The 22,793-nt window shown below is 39.0% G+C and carries 21 protein-coding genes; 18 read left to right on the top strand and 3 right to left on the bottom strand.

The features are described 5' to 3' along the window. The first annotated feature begins 153 nt into the window (after positions 1–153). The 5 genes from EJK17_RS01280 (at position 154) to EJK17_RS01260 (ending at position 9,029) form a co-directional block, all read left to right on the top strand. On the top strand, positions 154–1,908 hold the full coding sequence (locus EJK17_RS01280; protein ID WP_103660981.1) for an oligopeptide ABC transporter substrate-binding protein: 1,755 nt from the start codon (positions 154–156) through the stop codon (positions 1,906–1,908). A gap of 104 nt (positions 1,909–2,012) precedes the next feature. Next, a complete protein-coding gene (rnc, locus tag EJK17_RS01275) occupies positions 2,013–2,696 on the top strand; it encodes a ribonuclease III (protein ID WP_103660982.1) in 684 nt (227 codons plus the stop codon). An 11-nt stretch (positions 2,697–2,707) separates the two neighbouring features. Then, positions 2,708–6,274 carry a chromosome segregation protein SMC gene (gene smc, locus EJK17_RS01270; protein WP_103660983.1) on the top strand — a complete coding sequence of 1,189 codons (3,567 nt, stop codon included), beginning with the start codon at positions 2,708–2,710 and terminating at the stop codon, positions 6,272–6,274. Then, positions 6,274–7,563, top strand: a complete 1,290-nt coding sequence (ftsY, locus tag EJK17_RS01265; RefSeq protein WP_103660984.1) for a signal recognition particle-docking protein FtsY — start codon at positions 6,274–6,276, stop codon at positions 7,561–7,563. The genes smc and ftsY overlap by 1 nt, the downstream gene beginning before the upstream one ends. Before the next feature lie 44 nt (positions 7,564–7,607). Then, entirely contained in the window at positions 7,608–9,029 is a 1,422-nt protein-coding gene (locus tag EJK17_RS01260; protein ID WP_103660985.1) for a C69 family dipeptidase, read from the top strand. Between the two features lie 205 nt (positions 9,030–9,234). On the opposite strand, the gene EJK17_RS01255 is transcribed toward EJK17_RS01260, so the two are convergent. Then, positions 9,235–10,665: an APC family permease gene (locus EJK17_RS01255; RefSeq protein WP_103660986.1), complete on the bottom strand. Its 1,431-nt coding sequence runs from the start codon at positions 10,663–10,665 to the stop codon at positions 9,235–9,237. 152 nt (positions 10,666–10,817) lie between these two features. Between EJK17_RS01255 and ylxM the strand changes: the two genes are divergently transcribed. From ylxM to rplS, 6 genes are all read left to right on the top strand, one after another. After that, the gene (gene ylxM / locus EJK17_RS01250; RefSeq protein WP_103660987.1) at positions 10,818–11,159 is read left to right on the top strand and encodes a YlxM family DNA-binding protein; all 342 of its coding nucleotides are present in this window, start codon (positions 10,818–10,820) and stop codon (positions 11,157–11,159) included. Between the two features lie 3 nt (positions 11,160–11,162). Next, positions 11,163–12,593: a signal recognition particle protein gene (ffh, locus tag EJK17_RS01245; protein ID WP_103660988.1), complete on the top strand. Its 1,431-nt coding sequence runs from the start codon at positions 11,163–11,165 to the stop codon at positions 12,591–12,593. Positions 12,594–12,685: 92 nt separating this feature from the next. After that, positions 12,686–12,958, top strand: a complete 273-nt coding sequence (rpsP, locus tag EJK17_RS01240) for a 30S ribosomal protein S16 (protein ID WP_103660989.1) — start codon at positions 12,686–12,688, stop codon at positions 12,956–12,958. A gap of 74 nt (positions 12,959–13,032) precedes the next feature. Then, positions 13,033–13,548, top strand: coding sequence for a ribosome maturation factor RimM (gene rimM, locus EJK17_RS01235; RefSeq protein WP_103660990.1), 516 nt, complete (start codon positions 13,033–13,035; stop codon positions 13,546–13,548). Continuing rightward, positions 13,538–14,257 (top strand): tRNA (guanosine(37)-N1)-methyltransferase TrmD, encoded by a 720-nt coding sequence (gene trmD / locus EJK17_RS01230; RefSeq protein ID WP_103660991.1) that lies wholly within the window; start codon positions 13,538–13,540, stop codon positions 14,255–14,257. The genes rimM and trmD overlap by 11 nt, the downstream gene beginning before the upstream one ends. 110 nt (positions 14,258–14,367) lie before the next feature. Continuing rightward, entirely contained in the window at positions 14,368–14,715 is a 348-nt protein-coding gene (rplS, locus tag EJK17_RS01225) for a 50S ribosomal protein L19 (protein WP_103660992.1), read from the top strand. 490 nt (positions 14,716–15,205) lie between these two features. Here the strand turns inward: rplS and lepB are convergent, their stop codons facing one another. Beyond that, positions 15,206–15,817 carry a signal peptidase I gene (lepB, locus tag EJK17_RS01220; RefSeq protein WP_369823577.1) on the bottom strand — a complete coding sequence of 204 codons (612 nt, stop codon included), beginning with the start codon at positions 15,815–15,817 and terminating at the stop codon, positions 15,206–15,208. A 150-nt stretch (positions 15,818–15,967) separates the two neighbouring features. Here lepB and EJK17_RS01215 point away from each other — a divergent pair, with 150 nt between their 5' ends. The 3 genes from EJK17_RS01215 to EJK17_RS01205 are packed head-to-tail and all read left to right on the top strand — an operon-like array spanning position 15,968 to position 17,827. Further along, the gene (locus EJK17_RS01215) at positions 15,968–16,387 is read left to right on the top strand and encodes a bis(5'-nucleosyl)-tetraphosphatase (protein WP_127796137.1); all 420 of its coding nucleotides are present in this window, start codon (positions 15,968–15,970) and stop codon (positions 16,385–16,387) included. Between the two features lies 1 nt (position 16,388). Further along, on the top strand, positions 16,389–17,045 hold the full coding sequence (locus tag EJK17_RS01210; protein ID WP_103660995.1) for a uracil-DNA glycosylase: 657 nt from the start codon (positions 16,389–16,391) through the stop codon (positions 17,043–17,045). Next, positions 17,042–17,827: an SGNH/GDSL hydrolase family protein gene (locus tag EJK17_RS01205; RefSeq protein WP_103660996.1), complete on the top strand. Its 786-nt coding sequence runs from the start codon at positions 17,042–17,044 to the stop codon at positions 17,825–17,827. The genes EJK17_RS01210 and EJK17_RS01205 overlap by 4 nt, the downstream gene beginning before the upstream one ends. Positions 17,828–17,860: 33 nt before the next feature. Here the strand turns inward: EJK17_RS01205 and lexA are convergent, their stop codons facing one another. Further along, positions 17,861–18,487, bottom strand: coding sequence for a transcriptional repressor LexA (gene lexA / locus EJK17_RS01200; RefSeq protein WP_103660997.1), 627 nt, complete (start codon positions 18,485–18,487; stop codon positions 17,861–17,863). A 140-nt stretch (positions 18,488–18,627) separates the two neighbouring features. On the opposite strand from lexA, the gene EJK17_RS01195 reads away from it, so the two are divergent. The 4 genes from EJK17_RS01195 to EJK17_RS01180 all read left to right on the top strand — a co-directional run bounded on the left by EJK17_RS01195 (position 18,628) and on the right by EJK17_RS01180 (position 22,787). Beyond that, the gene (locus tag EJK17_RS01195) at positions 18,628–18,876 is read left to right on the top strand and encodes a DUF896 domain-containing protein (RefSeq protein ID WP_103660998.1); all 249 of its coding nucleotides are present in this window, start codon (positions 18,628–18,630) and stop codon (positions 18,874–18,876) included. Between the two features lie 68 nt (positions 18,877–18,944). Beyond that, positions 18,945–19,169, top strand: coding sequence for a YneF family protein (locus EJK17_RS01190; RefSeq protein ID WP_103660999.1), 225 nt, complete (start codon positions 18,945–18,947; stop codon positions 19,167–19,169). A 77-nt stretch (positions 19,170–19,246) separates the two neighbouring features. Then, the gene (locus tag EJK17_RS01185) at positions 19,247–21,010 is read left to right on the top strand and encodes an ABC transporter ATP-binding protein (protein WP_103661000.1); all 1,764 of its coding nucleotides are present in this window, start codon (positions 19,247–19,249) and stop codon (positions 21,008–21,010) included. Further along, positions 21,003–22,787: an ABC transporter ATP-binding protein gene (locus EJK17_RS01180; protein WP_103661020.1), complete on the top strand. Its 1,785-nt coding sequence runs from the start codon at positions 21,003–21,005 to the stop codon at positions 22,785–22,787. Before EJK17_RS01185 ends, EJK17_RS01180 begins: the two co-directional genes overlap by 8 nt. Positions 22,788–22,793 lie beyond the last annotated feature (6 nt).

Here is a 22,793-nt window from a genome sequence, read left to right as displayed (position 1 = left end):
TGAGTTTATGCTATTCTTTTTGTTTATAAAGCTATAATTAAAACTTTTTTCATATTTTTTCTAATTTAAACTTCACAATAAGTTAATTCTGTGTTATTATTCTAAATATCAACTTGATTCAAAAAAGTCCACAATAATCGGGAGGTTATTTTAATGAATAAAATTAAAGCTTTAGGTTCAATCGGTTTATTAACCGGTGCTGCATTAGCTTTAGCTGCTTGTGGTAACAAGAACAATGCTAATAATCAAGATGCTTCAAAGGAAAAGTTTCCACAAACTGTTCCAAATAAGCCAAAGAAGAATGGTGGTACATTAAAATATGCTATTTTAGCTAATACCCCATTTAAGGGTATCTTTGAAGATACTTTGTCAACTGATTCAATTGATGATACTGTTGGTCAATTTGGTCATGAATCATTGGTTACTTCAAACGGAAGCTATGAAATTACTAACAAAGGTGCTGCTACCTTTAAATTAGATAATAAAGCTAAGACTATTACCTTCAAACTTAAAAAGGGTGTTAAGTGGTCAGATGGTAAGCCTGTAACTGCTAAAGATATGGAATACCCATATGAAATCATTGCTAACTCCAAGAGTGGATCACAAAGATATTCATCTCTATTGGAAAACATTGTGGGCTTCAAAGAATTCCATGAAGGCAAAGCTAAGACTATCAAGGGCTTGGAAATGCCTAATGGTGAAAATGGTAATACCTTGGTAATTCACTTTAAGGAAATGTACCCAGGTATGAACATGATTGGTTCAGGTTACTTCTGGAAGTCTGCAACTCCTTACCACTACTTGAAAGATGTACCAATGAATAAGTTGATTTCATCTGACAAGGTTCGTCAAAAGCCATTATTCTTTGGTCCATACAAGATTGATAAGATTGTTCGTGGTCAATCAGTAACTTGGTCACCAAACAAGTACTACTACAAGGGTCAACCACACATCAAGAAGATTACTGAAACTGTAATTTCTTCAAACTCAGCTGCTCAAGCTCTTAAGTCACACAAGTTTGACATTATTGATGTTGTTAACTCACAATGGCAACAAGTTAAGAATACTAAGGGCTACAACTTTATTGCCAACACTCCACTTTCATACAACTACCTTGGTTTCAAGGTTGGTAAGTGGGACAAGAAGGCTGGCAAGAACGTCATGAACAAGAACGCAAAGATGAACAACAAGGCTTTGCGTCAAGCTATTGCTTATGGTATGAACGTTGATCAAGTTAACAAGCGTTATACTCAAGGCTTAACCTTCAGAATTCCTACTTTGGTACCAAAGGCCTTCGGTGAATTCTTTGATAAGGATATCAAGGGTTACACTTACAACATTAAGAAGGGTAACGAACTTTTGGACAAGGCTGGTTACAAGAAGAAGGGTACTTACCGTGTCCAACCTAACGGTAAGCCATTAACTATTCACTTGGCAGCCATGACTGGTAGCTCAACTCAAGAACCAATCATCCAAAACTACATCCAACAATGGAAGAAGATGGGCTTGAACGTTAAGTTAACTGGTGGTCGTTTGATTGAAGGTAACTCATTCTACGACAAGGTTCAAAACGACGATCCAGGTATTGATATGTTCATGGCTGGTTGGAGCTTAGCGGGTGATCCTTCACAAAACAACCTTTACGGTGAACGGGCTCCATTTAACTTCTCACGTTTCGTAACTAAGGAAAACAACAAGTTACTTGCTGAAATGGATGGCAAGAAGGCTTTGAATACTGAATACCGCAAGAACGCTTTATGGAAGTGGCAAAAGTACATGTTCGATGAAGCATATGTAGTACCAGTTTCAAATGCATACAAAATTACTGCTGTTAACAGCAAGTTGACTGGCTACTCAGTTTCTAACGATTCTGACCTTGGTTGGAACGACGTTGCTTTCACTAAGTAATTTTCATAAACAAATAATCTCAAAAAACAACCTGAAAATGACTCAGGTTGTTTTTTGTCTGTCTATGAAAACTGGTATAATTTATAGGTACGAAAGGCAGAAATATGGTAAGCACAAAATTTATTAAACAATTAAACGATAAATATAAAATTAAATTTAACAATCTTGAATTGCTTGAAGAAGCTTTTACTCATTCTTCTTATGCAAATGAACATCCCGATGAAGCGCGGGATTATGAAAAGCTAGAATTTCTAGGCGATGCTGTGCTAGAATTGGCAGTTTCCGATTATCTTTACCGGCATTATCCCAAATTAAATGAAGGTGAATTGACGCGGATGCGGTCTAACATCGTTCGAACTGAAGGCTTTTCTGAATTCGCAATTGAATGTGGTTTTCAAGATGAAATAAACCTGGGTCGCGGAGAAGAAAAAGCTGGTGCTCGTCATCGTAAGACTTTGCTTGAAGATGTTTTTGAAGCATTTAATGGTGCACTTTTCCTTGATCAAGGGATGAAGGCAGTGCAATACTTCTTGCATTTAACAGTCTATCCTTTAATTGATAAGGGTGAATTTGACGATTCCCGTGACTATAAGACAGATTTACAAGAATTATTGCAGCAAGATGGTCCAGTCAACATTGAATATGTCACGATTAGTGAATCACAGTTGCCATCTCACTTCGTGGTTGAACTGAAAATTAATGGTAAGGTTCAATCTCAGGGCGAAGGACACAATAAAAAAGCAGCTGAACAGCAAGCAGCCAAGAAGGCTTTGCAAAATCTTGAGTAGGAGGGGTACTTGTGCCATTAACAGAATTAATTATTGATGGTTTCAAATCCTTTGCAGACAAAACCACGATTCATTTCGGTGATGGTATCACTGGCATCGTCGGACCTAACGGTAGTGGTAAGAGCAATGTTACTGAAGCGATTCGCTGGGCAATGGGTGAAAGTCGAGCTAAGAGCCTACGTGGTAATAACATGCGCGACGTCATCTTTGCTGGTAGTGAATTTCGGAAGCCGCTTAATCGAGCAGAAGTCACCCTAGTTTTCGATAATAAAAAGCGTGACTTGCATTTTGATAGTGATCAAGTAGCTGTTACAAGACGAATTCTACGTTCTGGTGATAATGAATACTTGATTAATCATCAAAACGTTCGCCAAAAAGATGTCCGAGAATTATTTCTTGATTCAGGAATTTCTCAAAACAGCTTAGCGATTATCTCCCAGGGCCGAGTTGATCAAATCTTAAACTCACGTCCAGAGCAGCGGCGTGAGATCTTTGAAGAGGCAGCTGGGGTTTTACACTTCAAGCAACAAAAAGAAGAAGCTCAAGCGCAATTAGAAAAGACCAATGACAACTTAATTAGAATTAATGATTTAGTTAAGGAACTGGAAGGTCGCGTTGAACCCTTGCATGAGCAAAGTTCTTTAGCTAAGGAATATCAATTCCAAAAAGCTGGTCTTGATCAAAAGTTGAAGACCCTGTTAGCCTTTGAAATTCAAACGCTAAATGAGCAAAAACTGGCGATGCAAAAAGAAGCGAATGATAATCAGTCTTTACTCAGTAAGTTAGATCAAGAAGTTAAGTCATCTCAAGCTTCGGTTACAGAGAAACGGGCTGAATATCAAGCTTTGCGCGAAAAACGCGAAGAAATTCAAAGTCAGTTACTGCAATTGACAGAAAAGCTTTCGAAGATCAATGCTGATTTGCAGATGACAGAACAGTCTAAGCAATTTGATGAAGCAACTAAAAACGAATATCGTAAGCAAGTAGCTGACTTAAAAGAAGCTATCGCTGAAATTGAGAAAGATTTAGCTCGACAAGACAAGTCACGACAGGAACTAACTGCTCAGCAAAATCAATTAAAGGCGCAAAGAGCTAAACTGGTTGGCACGCTAAAGGCGAATCCTGAAGATCTCAATCATCAACTTGATGAAAAGCGTAATGATTATATTCAGCTATTGCAGGATCAAACTTCAAATAATAACCAAATTGTCTATTTGCAATCCGAGTTGAAGCGAATAAATGATGATACTTCTTATCACAATGATGATGTAGCTGAGCAATTAGATAAGGCTAAAGCAGAACTTGCTACTTTGCAAACGCAAGGACAGAAATTAAAGGTTTTACGTAAGCAAAAAGAAGCTGATTATACTGCTAAAGAGCAAGAAGCACAGCAATTAGAAGAGCAATTGCAAGCTTTGCGGCAAACAGTTGCGGCGGAAAGAAATCAATTGCAAAAGATTAGTGCCCGTCACGAAGCCCTAGTTAATATTCAAAAGCGGCATGAAGGTTACTATTTCGGCGTAAGAAATGTTTTGAATCATTTAGCTGATTATCCGGGTGTGATTGGAGCAGTTGGTGAATTAATTACTTTTCCAGCTGAATTAGAAGCAGCGATGACCACGGCTTTAGGTGGCGGAGTACAGAATCTAGTTACCAAGACCAAAACTAGTGCTCGGGATGCAATCAATAAACTTAAACAGAATCACGCTGGACGAGCAACGTTTTTACCATTAGACGGTTTACGCCAATACACGATTCCACGCTCAACTGTCACTACTTTACAGTCTTTTGCAGGCTTTAAAGGAGTGGCTAGTGAATTAGTTACTAGTAATACCGATGTTGATTTAACGCCGGCTATTAACTATTTGCTGGGCAGCGTCATTATTGTCGATACAATTGAAACCGCCATGAAGGTTGCTCAACGAGTTGGTCGCTACCGCATTGTTACCTTAGATGGGGATGTTATTTCCCCAGGTGGTTCAATGACTGGGGGCGTGAAAAACTTACGTAACAATTCGCCATTGCAAACAACGGCTGAGATAAATCAATTGCAGGGCAAGATTTTGAGCTTGCAGAAACAATTTAAAGCTGATCAAGCTAGTTTAGGCAAGATTAGTGATGAAGCAGACCAAGCTAAACAAGAGTTAGCTAATTTACAAACTGACTTGCAGGCGGCAACGCAAGAGTTAAATGAAGCTGCCTTGTCATATCAAAGTCAAGAAAAAGAAGTTAACCGCTTGGCTGATGCTAGTGCACTTTATAATTCTCGTTTGCGTGAGCGGGATGATCGTATTGCAGACCTGGAAGCTCAGATTAAAGCAGCAAAGGATAAACAAAACAGCTTAGCTGATCAAGCCAGTGACTTTAAACAAGCAATGGCGACAATGGAAGATCGCATTAAGAATTTCACTTCACTGAATAAAAAGGTGCAAGCTGAGGTGGCAGATTTAGTTCCGCAGATCGCTGTTTTTGCGAATAAACTTGAAAACTTAGCCAATCAACGTCATGAACGGCAAACCCAGCTTAAGAATGATCTAGCACAATTAGATCAGTTGACGCACAAGTTGCAGACACTCTCTGATAATGGGGAGACTTCGCAAAAACAAAAGACGCAACTAGAAGCTGATCGCCAAACAATTGCGCAACAGCAAAAGGATCTGCAACAACAACTTAATGACTTGTCCGCCAAGTTGGGCCAATTTGATGCTAAAATTAATCAATTAGAACAAGTGGCCAGTCGTAATTATGATTTACGTAAAGATGCCGCTGAAGAGCAAAAGAATTATTCAGTTCAAATTGCTAAATTTGACTCTAAGATGGATCAAAAATTAGAGACTTTGCGTGAAGACTATGCTTTGACTTACGAGGCAGCTCTCAATAAGGCGACGATTGATAATACTGAAGAAAATCGCAATAAATTAAAGAAGGCTGTTAAACTCCACCGGATGTCGATTGAAGATATTGGTCCAGTTAATTTAGATGCCATTGAAGAATATGAAAATGTCAAGAAACGGTATGATTTCTTAAATGGGCAACAAAATGACTTGCTAAAAGCGCGGACTAACTTGGAAAAATCAATGGATGAATTAGATAAAGAAGTTCGCAGTCGTTTTGAGACCACTTTTAAGCAAGTTTCTGAACATTTCACGAAGATCTTCCCAGTGGTGTTTGGTGGCGGTAGCGCTAAGTTAGTTTTAACTGATCCAGATGATATGCTGACTACTGGGGTTGAAATGATTGCTCAACCACCTGGCAAAAAGTTGCAACGTCTTAGCCTCCTGTCTGGTGGTGAACGGGCTTTAACGGCGATTACTTTGCTCTTTGCCATGCTTGAAGTCAATCCAGTGCCATTCTGTATTTTCGATGAAGTAGAAGCAGCTTTAGATGATGCCAATGTTGCGCGTTTTGCTCGCTTCTTACAAAAATACGATTTGCACACTCAATTTATCGTTATTACGCACCGTCGTGGAACCATGGAACAAGCTGACCAATTATTTGGGTTAGTCATGCAAGAATCAGGTGTTTCCCAAATTTTGTCAGTCTCACTAAAAGATATAAAGAATGAGGTGGAAGCTTAATGGGATTATTTGACCGAATTAAAAAATCTCTTTTTGGTAAAAAAGAAGACGAAGAAGAAAAGAAAGAGGAAGTTGCAGCTACTGAACCGGAACAAGCAACTGAGCCAGATGAAGCTGCAACAGAACCAACAGAGCCTGAACTCACGGCTACAGAACCCACGCAACCAGCTGCAGCGCCAACTGAACCTGAGGTGACTGAACCTGTTTCTGCACCAACCGAACCAGAAGTAGCAAGTGAAGTCACAGAGCTTGAACCTTCTGCACCAGAGGAAGAACAGGAAACTGAACCAGAAGCAAGCGAAGCAGAAACTACTGAAGAAGTAGACGAACCTGTTAGTGAAGAATCAATTGAAGAAGAAAAGAAAGAATTATATGAAAAAGGGCTAGAAAAAACCAATAAAGGTTTTGTTGCCCGCTTGAATGCTTTCTTTGCCAAATTCAGAACGGTTGATGAAGACTTCTTTGATGATTTGGAAGATTTACTAATTGAATCTGATGTTGGCTTTGAAACCGCCGAACAATTAACCGAAGAACTGCGGGATGAAGCTAAATTACAAAATGCCAAGTCACGGGATGACTTAAAGAAGGTCATCGTTGAAAAGTTAGTGGACTTGTATGATCAAAATGGTGACAGCGACGATGAAAAATTAATTTACAACGAAGATGAAAAGCCAAATGTTTATCTCTTTGTTGGGGTTAACGGCGCTGGTAAAACTACGACGATTGGTAAATTAGCTAAGCGTTTTAAGGATCAAGGTAAAACTGTCCTAATGGCAGCAGCCGATACCTTCAGAGCTGGTGCGGTTGAACAATTGGTTGAATGGGGTAAGCGCGTTGACGTTCCGGTGGTGACTGGTAAGGAAAAGGCTGATCCAGCTTCAGTTGTTTATGACGCAACTCAAAGAGCAATTGATGAACATGTTGATTACTTATTAGTTGACACGGCTGGACGGTTGCAGAATAAGGCTAACTTGATGAAAGAGCTGGAAAAGATCCAAAGAACAATCAAAAAGTTAGCCCCTAATCAACCAACTGAAACTTTGTTAGTTTTAGATGGCTCAACTGGTCAAAATGCCTTACTTCAAGCCAAAGACTTTGATAAAACTACCAAATTAACCGGCTTAGTTTTAACTAAATTAGATGGTTCTTCCAAAGGCGGGGTTGTGTTAGCAATCCGCAACGAAATGAAATTACCAGTAAAATTAGTTGGTCTTGGCGAAAAGCCTGAAGATTTGGCTGATTTTGATGCCGCCAATTACGCGATTGGACTTTTCCATGGATTAGTCTAAAATTAGTGTTAAGTTTAATTTTAAAGAATAATAAGGAGAAAACTATGAAAGAATATAGTGCTTGTACAACTATTTTAGTTGGTAAAAAAGCTTCAATCGACGGGACAACGATGATTGCTCGTAACGATGATACTTTTAGACCAATTACCCCACAAAAGTTTATTATTGAACCAGCTCGTCACGGCGAAAAGAAACATATTAAGTCTTGGCTTAACAAGTTCGAAATGGATTTACCAGAAGATGCTCAACGTGTACCAGCTGTACCAAATGTTGATTACAAGCATCGTGGTTATTACGACGAAAGTGGTATTAACGAAGAAAACGTTGCGATGTCATGTACTGAATCAACTTATGGTAATGAAAGAACTTTAGCTTTTGATCCATTAGTTAAGGATGGTTTGGACGAAGATTGTATGCAAACCTCAGTCTTGCCATACATTCATTCAGCTAGAGATGGTGTTTGCTACTTAGGTAAATTAATCGCTAAGTATGGTTCACCAGCTGGTAACTCAGTTTTGTTCAGTGATAAGGATGAAATCTGGTACATGGAAATTGTTACTGGTCACCACTGGGTTGCTGAACGAATTCCAGATGATTGTTATGCTGCGACAGGTAACCGGGTAGCCATTGAACAAGTTGATTTTGACAATCCAGATTACTTTATGTGGAGCGATGGTATTCGTGAATTTGTTGAAGAACACCATTTGAACACTGACCACGAAGGTTGGAACTTCCGTCATATTTTTGGTACTTACACTGAACAAGATCGTCACTACAACACTAACCGTCAATGGTACATTCAAAAGTTGTTTAACCCAGAAATTGAACAAGATCCAGAAGATGGCGACATTCCATTTATCCGTAAGGCTGCTAAGAAGATTAGTCGCGAAGATATCCAATTTGCCTTGGGTTCACACTACCAAGACACCCCATTTGATCCATTTGGTAAAGGAACCGATGAAGAAAAGCACCGCTTCCGTCCAATTGGCTTGAACCGGACGCAAAACTCCCACATTTTGCAAATTAGAAGCGATGTTCCAGCTGATCGTGCTGCCATTATGTGGTTATGTATTGGTGGACCAACTTTCACTCCATATGTTCCATTCTTTGCTAATATGAGTGATACTGATCCTTCATACAACAACACCTCTATGGATTACAACATGAATGATGCTTGGTGGTACTACAAGTCAGTTGCTGCTTTGGTAGAAAGTCATTACCCACAATTTGTTCAACTTGATACTACTTATTTAACTGAACTTAACCGTTACTACAGAGCTCGTGTTGAAGAAGTAATCAAAGGTGCTGAAGGTAAGTCAGGTGAAGAATTAACTGCCTACTTAACAAAGGCTAACCAAGAAACAGTTGCTCACACTAAGAAGGATACTGAAAAGCTTTGGGGTCAAATGATGGTTGATTCCATCAGCATGTCTAAGTTGACCTTCAACATGGATGCTAACTTATAATAAATAGCGCAAAAAGAAAAAGAGTCTGGGAAATAACTTTCCCAGACTCTTTGCATTCTCCATTCCAGAATTATCGTGGTCAGAAACAGAAATAGCCGACTATAGTTACGAACATAAATTAAGCACTGCGTGCTTTAATTTAGTTCTACACTATCTCGGCTATTTCTCGAGAAGTTTCTTCCCACTCACTTTTTAATAGCTAAAATTATTTTTCTTTTTTGTTTAAGCTAGAATGCCGCACACCATAAACTAGGTAGATGACAACTCCTAAAATAAACCAAATACCAGCATATAACTTAGCTTGCTTGTCCAAGCCTAAGAAGACAATTAAAGATGCAAGAAAGGCTAAGAAAGGTAAAACTGGGAAAAGTGGCATCTTGAAAGATGGATCAACGATGTCTTGCCCCTCTCGTTTTCTTAATGGATAAATCGCTAAGGAAACAAACATGAAGGCAATTAAGGTCCCAGCGGAAATCAATTGTGATAAAGCTGAGAAGGGAAAGATCGTCCCAATAATAATTGCTGCTAAGGTAATAGTTAAGACAGCGTTGTTTGGACGGTGATTTTCATCAAGCTTACCTAAAGCCTTAGGTAACATCCCATCACGACCGAAGGAATAGATCAGTCTTGAACCAGCCATACTCATTCCGATTAATGCCGTGAACATTCCCAAGACTGCAATTGTTTGTACCACAACAGCCACAATTGGATGATTAGCAGCTCTTAAGGCTAAACCAACTGGTTCAGCGTTACCAGCGTATTCTTGATAAGGAACAATTCCTACCAGAACTAAACTAACACTGACGAATAAGACAACTGCAATAACTAAAGAACCAATGATTCCTCGTGGCATGGTCTTTTCAGGTTCAATCGCTTCAGCGGAATTAGCGGCCACTGAATCAAAGCCAATATATGATAGGAAAATCATGGCTACCCCGGCATAGATCCCTTGCCAACCACCAAACGGACCATTGGCAGTTGGGTGGTACTTAGGGATGAAAGGTTGGTAATTGCCAGCCTTTAAAGCAGTGGCACCCACTACGACGAAGAGTAGAATTGCAAATACTTTTAAAACAACTAAGGCATTTTCAACTCGTGCCACCCGGCCTACACCAACTGAAATTAAAATTCCAACTAAGGCAATTGAGAGCACAGAGATCAAATCAATGACTCCGCCATCAGTCCCAAAAGCATTGGAAAGCGCAGCTGGTAATTTCCAGCCTAGCGGAGCAATTAAGGCTCTCAAGTTAGCTGAAAGTCCAGAACCAACAAAGGCTAAGGCAAGGAAGTACTCGGCAAGCAAGGCCCAGCCAGCAACCCAGCCCCAGAATTCACCAAAAATGACGTTGATCCAAGAGTAGGCTGATCCGGCAAAAGGCATTGCTGCCGCCATTTCTGCATAAGCAAAGGCTACTAACCCTGCCGCAACTGCAGCTAAAATAAAGGAAATTGCAACCGCTGGACCAGTATGCATCGCCGCTACTTCACCAGGTAAAGTAAAAATTGAGGCGGAGACAATGGTTCCCACACCTAGAGCTAAAATATCTTTTACTTTTAAAGATCGCACTAAATGTCCATCCTTATTCTCATAGACACGTGGATCTTCTTTTCGATTCATCTTTTGAAAAAGATTCACAATGTTTCAAATCCTTGTACACTACTATATCATGAAATTAGAAGTAACTTAAAAAATAAAAGTAAAAATCAACTCATTTTAACAATGAAATTAGGCGTAGTCAATTCTAAAAAGAGGGGATTTTTGCTATACTTAAAAACGGTGAAACTTAAATGGATGAACTAACAAAGAATGAAAAATTAGGCGATTTATATGCCTACTATGGCAGCTTGCTTACGCAAGGTCAGCAAGATTACTTTGAAGATTACTATTATAATGATCTTTCACTAGGTGAGATTGCTGCTAATCATGAAGTCTCGCGGCAAGCTGTCTATGATAATTTAAAACGCTCAAGTAAGATCCTTGAGAATTATGAAAGTAAACTGCATATGAAGCAAGATTATGACAAGATTGAAAATAGTCTTGCCGATGCAGTATTAGCAATTGATAATAATGATCAACAAGTGGCTAAAGCAGAATTAGTCAAATTGTTGAATAAGATGAGGGGAGAATAACCCATGGCTTTTGAAAATTTAAGTGAACGAATTCAAAAAGCATTAAAAAATTTAACTGGTAAAGGCAAGATTTCGGAAGAAGATATCAATAAAGCCAGTCGTGAAATCCGGTTAGCTTTATTAGAAGCCGATGTTAACTTTAAAGTCGTTAAGGACTTTATTAAGAAAATCAAGCAAGAAGCGCTGGGTAAGGAAGTTCAAGAAAGTTTAAACCCAGGTCAACAGGTCATTAAGATTGTTAATGAAGAATTGACTAAGATGATGGGTGAAACCGCCGTTGGCTTAAACAAGTCTAAGCATATCCCAACAATTATCATGATGGTTGGTTTACAAGGTACTGGTAAAACGACAACTGTTGGTAAACTTGCCTATCATTTACAACAAACTGAAAAGGCGCGCCCATTATTAATTGCTGGCGATATTTACCGTCCAGCTGCCATTGATCAGTTGAAGCAAATTGGTCAACAATTAGACGTGCCTGTCTTTAACGAAGCTGATGAAAAAGATGTCGCTAAGATCGTTGAAGATGGGTTGGCAGAAGCTGATAAAAATAAGAATGACTATATCATTATTGATACGGCCGGTCGACTTGAAATTGACGAACCATTAATGGAAGAATTGGAACGAGTAAAAGAAGTTGCTCTTCCCGATAACATTCTATTAGTTGTTGATGCCATGACTGGTCAAGCTGCTACAGATGTCGCTAAAGGCTTTGACGAACGGCTTGATGTGACTGGCGTCATTTTGACGAAACTTGATGGTGATACTCGTGGTGGTGCTGCCCTTTCAATTAGAGCCGTTACTGGTAAGCCGATCATTTATACTGGTCAAGGGGAAAAGTTAACTGATTTACAAGACTTCCACCCAGATCGGATGGCTTCAAGAATTTTAGGCATGGGTGATATGTTGACCTTGATTGAAAAGGCTCAACAAGATTACGATGCTAAAGAAGCTGAAAAAGTTGCTGAAAAGATGAAGGCGAATACCTTTGACTTCAACGACTTTATTGATCAATTAGAACAAGTGCAAAAATTAGGACCACTAGATCAAATCATGAAGATGATCCCAGGGATGGCCAACAATCCGCAATTAAAGAATTTAAGTGTTGATGAAAAACAAATCGCTCATACTAAGGCTATCGTTTATTCAATGACCGAAGCAGAACGAGAAGATCCAGATATCTTGAATCCTAGTCGTAGACGTAGAATTGCAGCCGGCTCCGGCCGCCCAGTGGTTGAAGTTAACCGGATGATTAAGCAGTTCAAGCAGGCCCGCGACATGATGTCCAAGATTACCAAAGGTAATACTAAGGCGTTACAAGGTATGCCAGGAATGAATTCACCAATGGCTAAGATGGCAATGCGCAAGATGGGAAAGCAATTCAAGAAGAATAAACGCAAGCGCATGAAGAAGATGAAACGATTCCATTCATAAAAAATATTTTTAACTGTTAAGGAAAAACACTTTACACCCATTTGCTTTGGTGGTATATTATTAATCGTTAAGTTTTAGGAGGAAATTAATTTATGTCAGTTAAAATTCGTATGCACCGTGCTGGTGCCAAGAGAAAGCCATTCTACAGAATCGTTGTTGCCGACTCACGTATGCCACGTGATGGTCGTTACATCGAACAAGTTGGTTACTACAACCCAGTTGCACAACCAAAGGAATTGAAGCTTGAAGAAGACAAGATTTTTGAATGGCTTCAAAAGGGTGCTCAACCTTCAGACACTGTTAGATCACTTCTTTCAGGTGCTGGCCTTATGAAGAAGTTGCACGATGCAAAGTACAACAAGTAATTAAATAATTACTTAAAAAGTTTGGAGTTTTGTACTTCAAACTTTTTTTCTTACGAATTTTAAAGGTGAAAAGAATGCAATATTACGATGTCGCAAAAATTTTAACCACCCATGGTTTAAATGGTGAAGTTAAAGTAGCCGTGATTACGGACTTTCCCAATGAACGCTTTAGTGCTGGCTCAGAATTAGCTTTAAAGGATCAACCTGAAGAAGTTTTAACGGTCAAAAGTGGGCGTCCCTTTAAGCAATTTTGGTTAGTCCAATTTGAAGAAATAACTGATATTGACCAAGCCGAAAAGTTAAAAGGGAAAACTTTGGTCGTTAGTGAAGCTAATCAACAGGAATTGCCGGCCGGTTCTTACTACTACCGTGATATTTTAGGCTGCCAGGTTTTGGACAATGAAACTGGTTCTTTGATTGGCGAAATAACTGATATTGAAGCACCTGGTGCAAATGATATTTGGCTGGTTAAAGAAGAAAACGGCAAAGAATTTTGGTTACCATACATTAAGGATGTAGTGAAAAAAGTTGATATTGAGCATAAGCAAGTGTTTGTGGAATTAATGGAGGGGTTACGCGATGAAGATTAATGTTTTAACACTTTTTCCAGATATGTTTACCCCGCTGCAAGTTTCAATGCTTGGTAGAGGACTAGAAGATAATAAGTGGCAGTTAAACTTAGTCAATTTTCGTGACTTTACGACGGATGTCCATCATCATGTTGATGATACGCCATATGGTGGAGGTGCTGGCATGGTCCTACAAATTATGCCAATTAAAAAGGCACTGGATTCCTTGCCTTCAACTGGGAAGGTGATTATTACCGCTCCGCAAGGTAAAACGTTCAATGAACAAATGGCACAAGATTGGGCTAAAGAAGATGAGCTCACCTTTATCTGTGGTCACTATGAAGGTTTTGATCAAAGAGTTTATGATTTAGCTGATGAAACGGTCTCAATTGGCGATTATGTGCTCACTGGTGGCGAATTGCCAACCATGAGTATGATCGATGCCACTGTCCGCTTAATTCCAGGGATTTTAGGTAATGAGGCGTCTCCAGTTGAAGAAAGTTTCTCACATGGTTTACTTGAATATCCCCAATATACACGTCCAGCTGATTTTGAGGGACAAAAAGTGCCAGAGGTTTTAACTAGTGGCAACCACCAAAAGATCGCTGAGTGGCGTCATTATCAAGCTTTAAAGGCAACTTATCTTCATCGACCAGATATGTTAGAAAAGCGCAGCTTAAGTCCAGAAGAAGAAAAAATTTTGCGTCAAATCAAAGCAGACCTTGCTTAAGCTGACGATATCTGATAAACTATACTGCGTGGCAAAAGCCACAAAATAAGTTATGGGTGTTCCGCTGGCGCTGGTGCGTGAATGAATGCCGAAGAAGGAGAAAAAATATTATGGATCCATTAATTGCAGAATTAACTAAAGAACAAATTCGTGACGATATCCCAGCTTTCCGTGCTGGTGACACTGTTCGTGTTCACGTACGTGTTGTTGAAGGTAGCCACGAACGTATTCAGATGTTCGAAGGTGTTGTTATTAAGAAGAAGGGTACTGGCATTGCTGCAACTTACACTGTTCGTAAAATTGCTTCAGGTGTTGGTGTTGAACGTACCTTCCCAATTAACGACCCACGTGTTGCTAAGCTTGACGTAGTACGTCATGGTCGTGTACGTCGTGCTAAGCTTTACTACTTACGTGACCGTAAGGGTAAGTCTGCAAGAATTGCAGAAGCACGTCGCTAATTTCATTGAATTAGTAACAACAGGAAGTCGACTCGTTTTGAGTTGACTTTTTGCTTAGTTCAGCCCTTTTGATAAAAAAGGTTGACACATAAGAATAGTATGATATTCTTAATTTACTGTGAAGAAGGGAATGAAACCAGATGAGAAACTAATTTCTGATTGATGATTCGGTAATAGCATGCGTTCGCGTTAGCGAAAAAGTCTTTTACTTAAAGTTATCAGAGGTAGGCATCTGGTTTTGTTTGCTTTTTTAGAAAAAAACTAAACTGACTAGGAGGGGAGCCTGGTCAGTTTGGAGCATCATTTTTCACATTTATGTGGAAGATGGTGCTTTTTTCTGTTTGTTTTTTTGTCTTCTCCATTTCAGAATTGTCGTGGTCAGAAACAAAAATAGCCGACTATAGTTACGAACACGAATTGAATACTACGTATTCTAATTCGGTTCTACACTATCTCGGCTATTTTTCGAGAAGTTTCTTCCCACTGATTTCTAATAAAACTTAATCTTATTTAATGGCCAGTAACTAAATTTAACCACACCAACGATTTTGCTTCGTTTGATAGTACCAATATAGCGGCTATCTTTTGAAACGCTCCGGTGGTCTCCCATGACGAAATAAGTACCTTTCGGAACACGATTGGTCTTTTGCATGGTTTTTAATTGCTTAGTCGTGTAGAAACGGCGATAATTGGCAGTTTTGGCTAAGGAACTAATGGTAAAGTTCTGCGTTTGTGAGTATTTTGTTCCAGTAAAGCCATCTTCACCATTATCGGTTAGTTTCCAACCAGCTTTTAGCCACGGCTGATTAATTTTTTTGCCATTGATATAAATTTGATTGTTCTTGCTGACGAGCTTATCACCGGGCATCCCGATAATTCGCTTAATGTACAACGCACCTGGCTCATCTGGTGCATCAACAACTACCACTTCACCGCGTTTTAATTGCGCATGGCGGACAGCGACCACTCTTTCACCATTGTCAAAGGTTGGTTCCATTGAAATCCCTGAAACTGTACAATTGGCTAAGACGTAAGTATTCAGGGCTAGCAGACCACCCCACAAGATTGCTAGGAAGGCTAAAAATTCCACCCACCAAACAATGATACCTTTTGTTTTCTTATTCAATTAATTCACCTGATTTTTTAAAAAGATTAGCTACTTAAGTGTATCACAACTAGTCTAATCCTTGCTCTTACTAAATTATTTCTTAATTTTCGTGTATAATTAAGCCAATACGAGGGGGAAATATTGATGATACATGAACATTCAGCCGGTAGTATTATTTACCGTAAAAATAATGGTCAATTGGAATTTTTAATTGTTAAAAGTGTTTTGCATCACAGTTGGGGCTTTCCAAAAGGACACCTTGAACCAGGTGAAACTGAAAAAGAAGCTGCTCAAAGAGAGGTTGCCGAAGAAGTGGGATTACATCCTAAGTTTGACTTTAATTTTCAACGTCAAACTGAATATCATACTGAAGAAGGAACTATCAAAAAAGTCGATTTCTTTTTAAGTGAGTATAATCCTGACCAAGCAGTAGTTGATCAAAAAGAAGAAATTCTCAACTCTAAGTGGATTACTGCTAGTGAAGGGCCAGCCTATTTTGTTAAAGGACGCGGGTTAGAACAAATGCTGCTGGATGCTACTGAATATTTGAAAAAGCAGGCTTAAAATGCATTATCCAAAAGAATTATGGCAAAAAGTCGAAAAACGTGCTCAAGGGATGAAAATAGAAGGGATCAATGAAGGAGCTGGGCCAATTCATCCGGCGCTAATGATCGTCGGTGAAGCACCAGGAAGAGAAGAAATTGAGTCCCATATTCCTTTTCACGGTGATTCTGGTAAGGAATTAATGAAGTCGCTAGCTTCAATTGGTCTGAAGCGCGAAGACGTCTATATCACTTCTGCAGTCCGTAGTCGGCCTTATAGCGTGAAAGAGGTCTTCAGTAAGCGCGAAAATAAAAAGGTGACCAAATATCCTAACCGCAAACCTACTAAAAAAGAGATTTTAGCGCATGCACCACTTTTTGATTACGAAATTAAGCAAGTACAGCCAAAGTTAATTGTAGCCGTGGGAAATACTGCCTTAGAGCGTTTATTAGGACCTGGACACAAGATTTCCCAAGAGCATGGCACAGTAATTAAAGATACACCGATTTTACAATTAAATGACCAAGAAGATGGTTACGTGTGGTCTAAGGAGAAATATACAATTTTTCCGCAATATCATCCTGCGGCGGTCTTTTACAATCGAAAATTAACCGAGCAAATTGCCAAAGATTGGTTGGTTATTAAGCCATACTTAAAGAAAGAAGCGAAAATAAATTGAGTAATGAAACCTTTTTGATCTCTTTAGGACAAAATAATGACTTGTCAAAGGTGGCTTTAGCGGAATTAAGAATGGAAGCTGACCGAAAACCTTTAATGCAAAAATACTTCCAAGAACTTGCTGATTTACCTGGGAATAGTCGCAAGTATAGCGTCAACAGTACCGAGACTGTCATTAGTCCACTACTTAATAAAAAGATCTTGTTCTTAGGATCATCGGTAACTTTTGGTTTTGGCGCATTAGGTGAATCCTTTGTTGATTATTTATGGAAAAGAGACGGAATTGAAGCAATTAAGGATGCCGAGAATGGTACAACCTTGGTTGATGAAGCTGCCTTTGAGCCTGGTGATTCATATGTTGCTCGCTTCAACAAAGAATTGCCCGAGGCTAAGCCAGAGTTATTTGTCTTGCAATTATCAACTAATGATACCAAGCGTGGTAGTCAACAATTAGGAGAATTGAGTCAAGATGGCAAGTTTGATACCAAGACCATCACGGGTGCGCTAGAGTATATTGTTTCCAAAGCCCAAGCAACTTGGCATTGTCCGATTGTCATCTATACGAATCCTTATTTTGAGAATGACCTTTATTCCAAAATGGTCGATCGCGCACAAGAAATTGTGCAAAAGTATGGGTTAGAATTAATTGATCTTTATCACAATCCTGATTTTAAAGATCAAGATAGTTTGTATATGGCGGATGAAATCCATCCGACTAGAGCAGGTTATCGCGAAAAATGGTTACCGGTTTTTGAGGAAAAATTAACTAAAATTTTGCAATAAAAAAAGTGTTTGGCAAGTCCAAACACTTTTTAATTAATCAATGTTATTTCTGTATAGGCTGACTACCTTACCCAAAATCGTGACGTGGTTCAAAATAATTGGATCCATCGTATCATTTTCAGGTTGCAAACGGTAATGACCATTTTCTTTATAGAAACGTTTGCACGTTGCTTCATCTTCATAAGTCATCGCAATCACGATTTCACCATTTTCAGCCGTACTTTGCTTCTTAACGATCACTTCATCACCATCAAAGATTCCGGCATTGATCATACTGTCGCCGTGAATGCGCAACATGAATAATTCTCCCGCATCATTCTTTAAATCTGGTGGCAATGGAAAATATTCAGTTGTGTCTTCAACGGCTAAAATTGGTTGACCGGCTGCAACTACACCGACAATTGGAATTGTAGTTGGCTTAATCCCTAATTCTTTCCGACCTTCAGCTGTGATTTCTAGTGCACGTGGCTTAGTTGCATCTTTAACAATTAAGCCTTTCTTTTCCAGTCGTGATAGGTGACCGTGAACTGTGGAAGTTGAAGATAAGTTAACTCCGGCACAAATTTCCCGAACTGTTGGAGGAAAGCCACGATCTTCGACAGTGTCATAAATAAATTTCAAGATTTCTAATTGTTTCGTTTCATGTTCTTTTCTTGGCATTGTTATTTACCTCAATTCAAATTTGCTTTATATTAAGTTTAACAGAAAAATCCAAAAATTACAAACAAGCGTTCTAAATTATTTTGCTTTTTTTTAAAGGCTAAATACTGTAAACTACATTATAAATAGAGGTGTTAAAAATGGACAAAGAAGAAGAGAAAAAAGTTACTGCTCGTATTAACGAACTTTATCACAAGAAACAAGAACAAGGCTTGACTCCTGAAGAGGAAGCCGAAAGAAAAGAATTGCATAAGAAGTTTATTGCTAACTTCAGAGCGGGCTTCAAGCAACAATTAGAAGATACCGTAATTATCGATAAGAACGGTAAGGAAGTTACTTCTGAAAGAGCTAAAAGAGCTCAAAGAAGAAAAGGCTTGAGAAAAGATTAATTTAGTCTTGAAAAATACCTGAAATTAGGTAAGATATTAATGTTAGGTAATGGAGGATTTATTAGATTATGAATTTAGGTTTAGCAATTGTATTAATTATTGTCGCACTAGCTGTCGGTTTAATCGGCGGATTTTATGGTGCAAGAGCATATATGAAGAAATATTTCCAAGATAATCCTCCAATTAGCGAAGATATGATTGTTGCTATGATGTCACAAATGGGTCAAAAACCTTCAGCTAAGAAGGTTAACCAAGTGATGAACATGATGAAGCATCAACAACAAGGTAAGTAAATTCAATTATTGAATAGCTAGTAGGAAGACGGATTATCTCGTCTTTTTCTTTTGCTCAAAAATAGGGGGGTGACTTAATGGGTATTTTTAAAAAACTAGGTTGGTTTTTTAAGAAGGAAAAGACACGATATATTATTGGGATTACCTTTTTAGCATTAACGTCATTTGCTAACTTGGTCCCACCAAGAGTTCTAGGTTTAATGGCAGACCAATTAGATCAAGGCCACATTAGTTGGGGTCAGTATGGGATGCTCATTTTGGCGGTGATTGCGGCCGCGATTGTCTTGTATATTTTGCGCTATTTTTGGCGTAAACAAATTTGGGGCGGAGCTGCCGAACTAGAACGACAAATGCGGTCAAAATTATTTGCACACTTTATGAAGATGGACCGCACCTTTTATCAGCGGCACCGAACAGGAGACTTGATGGCCCATGCCACTAACGATGTCTCTGCCATTCAAAATGTAGCTGGTGATGGGGTGTTAACTTTAGTTGACTCTTTGATGATGGGGGTCTCGACAATGATTGCCATGATCATTTTTGTCGATGTCCGGTTAACCATTGTGGCTTTATTGCCACTGCCATTTTTGGCTTGGGGTGCACAAAAGTTAGGTAACCGTCTGCATGATGCCTTTAATGAATCACAAGCTGCTTTTTCGCGCTTAAATAATAAGACACAAGAATCAGTTTCAGGCATTAAAGTCTTAAAGACTTTTGGTCAAGGCAAAGAAGATACAGCTGCTTTTGACAAAATGGTGCAAGATACAATAAAAATTAATCGGCGGGTCTTTGTCTGGGATTCCTTGTTTGATCCGTTAGGCACAATTATCATTGGCTTAACTTACACGATTACGATCATTTACGGGGGTCTACTAGTAACTAATCATGTGCTATCAATTGGACAATTAGTTTCCTTTATTGCTTATATTGGGAACATGGTGTGGCCAATGTTTGCCATTGGTTATTTATATAATATCTTAGAGCGTGGTAGTGCGAGTTATGATCGGGTGCAAAAATTACTGGATGAGCAACCACTAATCACCGATGCTCATGCCGACGAAAGTTTAACTGCTAAGGACATTGATGGCGACTTAAAGTATCAAATTAAATCCTTTGCCTATCCTGATGAAAAGGACATTCCGGTTTTACAAAAGATTGATTTTACTTTGCATAAAGGTGAAACCTTAGGCCTTGTGGGCCGGGTTGGCTCAGGGAAGACGACCATTATCCAACTATTATTAAGGGAGTTTGATGATTATGATGGCCAAATTGCTTTAAATGGTCACGATATTCGTGAAATTCCATTAAATGTTTTGTTGCGTCAAATTTCTTATGTACCGCAGAATAATTACTTGTTCTCAACATCCATTCAAAAGAACATTTCTTTCTCACAAGCTGATGCTGGAGATAATCAAGTCATTGAAGCAGCTAAAAAGAGTGATTTACACAATGATATTTTACAAATGCCGCGCTCTTATCAAACTTTAGTTGGTGAAAATGGAGTTTCACTTTCAGGTGGGCAAAAGCAGCGAATGTCAATTGCTCGGGCTCTGTTAAAACATAGTCAGATTTTGATTATGGATGATGCCTTGTCGGCAGTTGATGCTAAGACCGAAACTGAAATTTTGAAATCACTTAAGAAAGAACGCCAAGGCAAGACCACTTTAATTGCGGCGCACCGTTTAACTTCAGTGATGAATGCGGATTTGATCTTGGTATTAAAGAATGGTCGGATTGTCGAACGCGGGAATCACGAGCAATTATTGTCCGAAGATGGTTGGTATGCTGAGATGTGGCGCCGGCAAGAATTAGAAGAGAAAGTAGGTGATGCAAATGAATAACGATGAGTTTAAGTCAGTTTGGTCTGAAGAAATTCCGGTCAAAGAACAAATGCAAATCTTTAAACGTTTGTTAGGATTTGTGAAGATGTTTAAGACGGAGATGATCATTGCGGCTGTCGGAGCATTCTTAGTCAGTGTGATTAATATGCTTTTACCATTTGGCTTGCAGTATTTCCTTGATCATTTTCTTTTAAAACAAACGGCGACTGTGCAAGTTATTTTATTTGCGGGCTTTCTGTATGCGGCTGGTTCACTACTTAAGGCAATTTTGCAGTTTACCTATCAATTTTTCTTTGCTCTTGGTTCAGAAAAATCATTGGAAAGTGTACGGCAGGCGCTTTATCGTAAGCTTCATTCACTAGGGATGCGCTATTTTGACCAGACACCAGCTGGGTCAATTGTTTCCCGAGTGACTAATGATACGATGACCTTAAGTAATTTCTTAACGGTTTTATCAACAGTCGTGATTAGTGTCTTCTCAGTTGGTTCAGCTTTAGTCACCATGTTTTTGACTAATCAAACAGCAGGTTGGTTGATGTTAGCGTTCTTGCCTATTTTACTTTTAGTAATTTGGCTTTATTCAAGAAAGAGTTCTAAGCTGTATCGGAATTATCGTGAACGATTGAGCCGAATTAATACTAACTTGAATGAATCAATTGAAGGAGTTTCTTTAATCCAGCAGTTCAAACAAGAAGGACGGATGACTGGCGAGTTTGAAGCAGAAAATGGTGGCTTGATGAATACGCGGTTCAATATGATCCGGATTAATTCACTGTTGTTATCACCATTGACTAGTTTGCTCTATTCACTTGCCTTGTCAGTCGCCTTGATGTACTTTGGCTTTCCTTTGCAAAAGACTTTTGTCCCAGCAGGGGTAGTATATGCTTTCTCACAGTATATTTCTCAGTTCTTTAACCCCATCTCAACGATGATGGACCAGATGACACTGTTTCAAGATGGGATTGTTGCTGGTAAAAGAATTTTCTGCATTTTAGATAATACGGAGTATGAACCAAAACAAGATGCGCAAAAAGGCTTAACGATCACCCAAGGTAAAATTGAATTCAAGCATGTCAGCTTTTCTTATGATGGCAAAAATGAAATTCTGCATGATATCAGTTTTACTGTTAACCCTGGTGAAACGTTGGGGATTGTCGGTCATACGGGTTCTGGTAAGAGTTCGATTATTAACGTCATGATGCGTTTTTATGAATATTACCAAGGACAAATTTTGATTAATGGCGTTGACCTGAAGAAATATCCTAAAGAAGAATTGCGGCAGAAATTAGGTTTGGTCTTACAAGAACCATTCATGTTTTATGGTGATATTGCTTCTAATATTCGTTTATATAATGACAAGATCACCGACGAGCAAATCAAAGCGGCAGCTAAGACTGTGCAAGCTGACAACTTCATTGAAGAGATGCCTGGTAAATATCACGCCAAGGTGATTGAGGGCGGCGGTGAACTTAGTCAGGGACAACGACAATTGATTTCCTTTGCGCGGACTTTGGTAACTGATCCGAAGATTTTAGTTTTAGACGAAGCAACCGCTAATGTCGATACTGAGACTGAAACTTTAATTCAAGAAGGTCTTAAGCGTTTGCGTAAGGGGCGGACAACTCTTGCGATTGCCCACCGTTTATCGACGATTGCTGATGCCAATCAAATTATTGTTTTGGATAAGGGCCGGATTGTTGAAAAGGGTACACATGAGGAATTATTAGCTAAGAAGGGTTATTACTATAACTTATATACTTTGCAAAATAATCACTAATATAAT

The organism is Lactobacillus xujianguonis, assembly GCF_004009905.1.
Taxonomy (GTDB): domain Bacteria; phylum Bacillota; class Bacilli; order Lactobacillales; family Lactobacillaceae; genus Lactobacillus; species Lactobacillus xujianguonis.
This window is presented reverse-complemented; position numbering and strand designations above follow the sequence as displayed.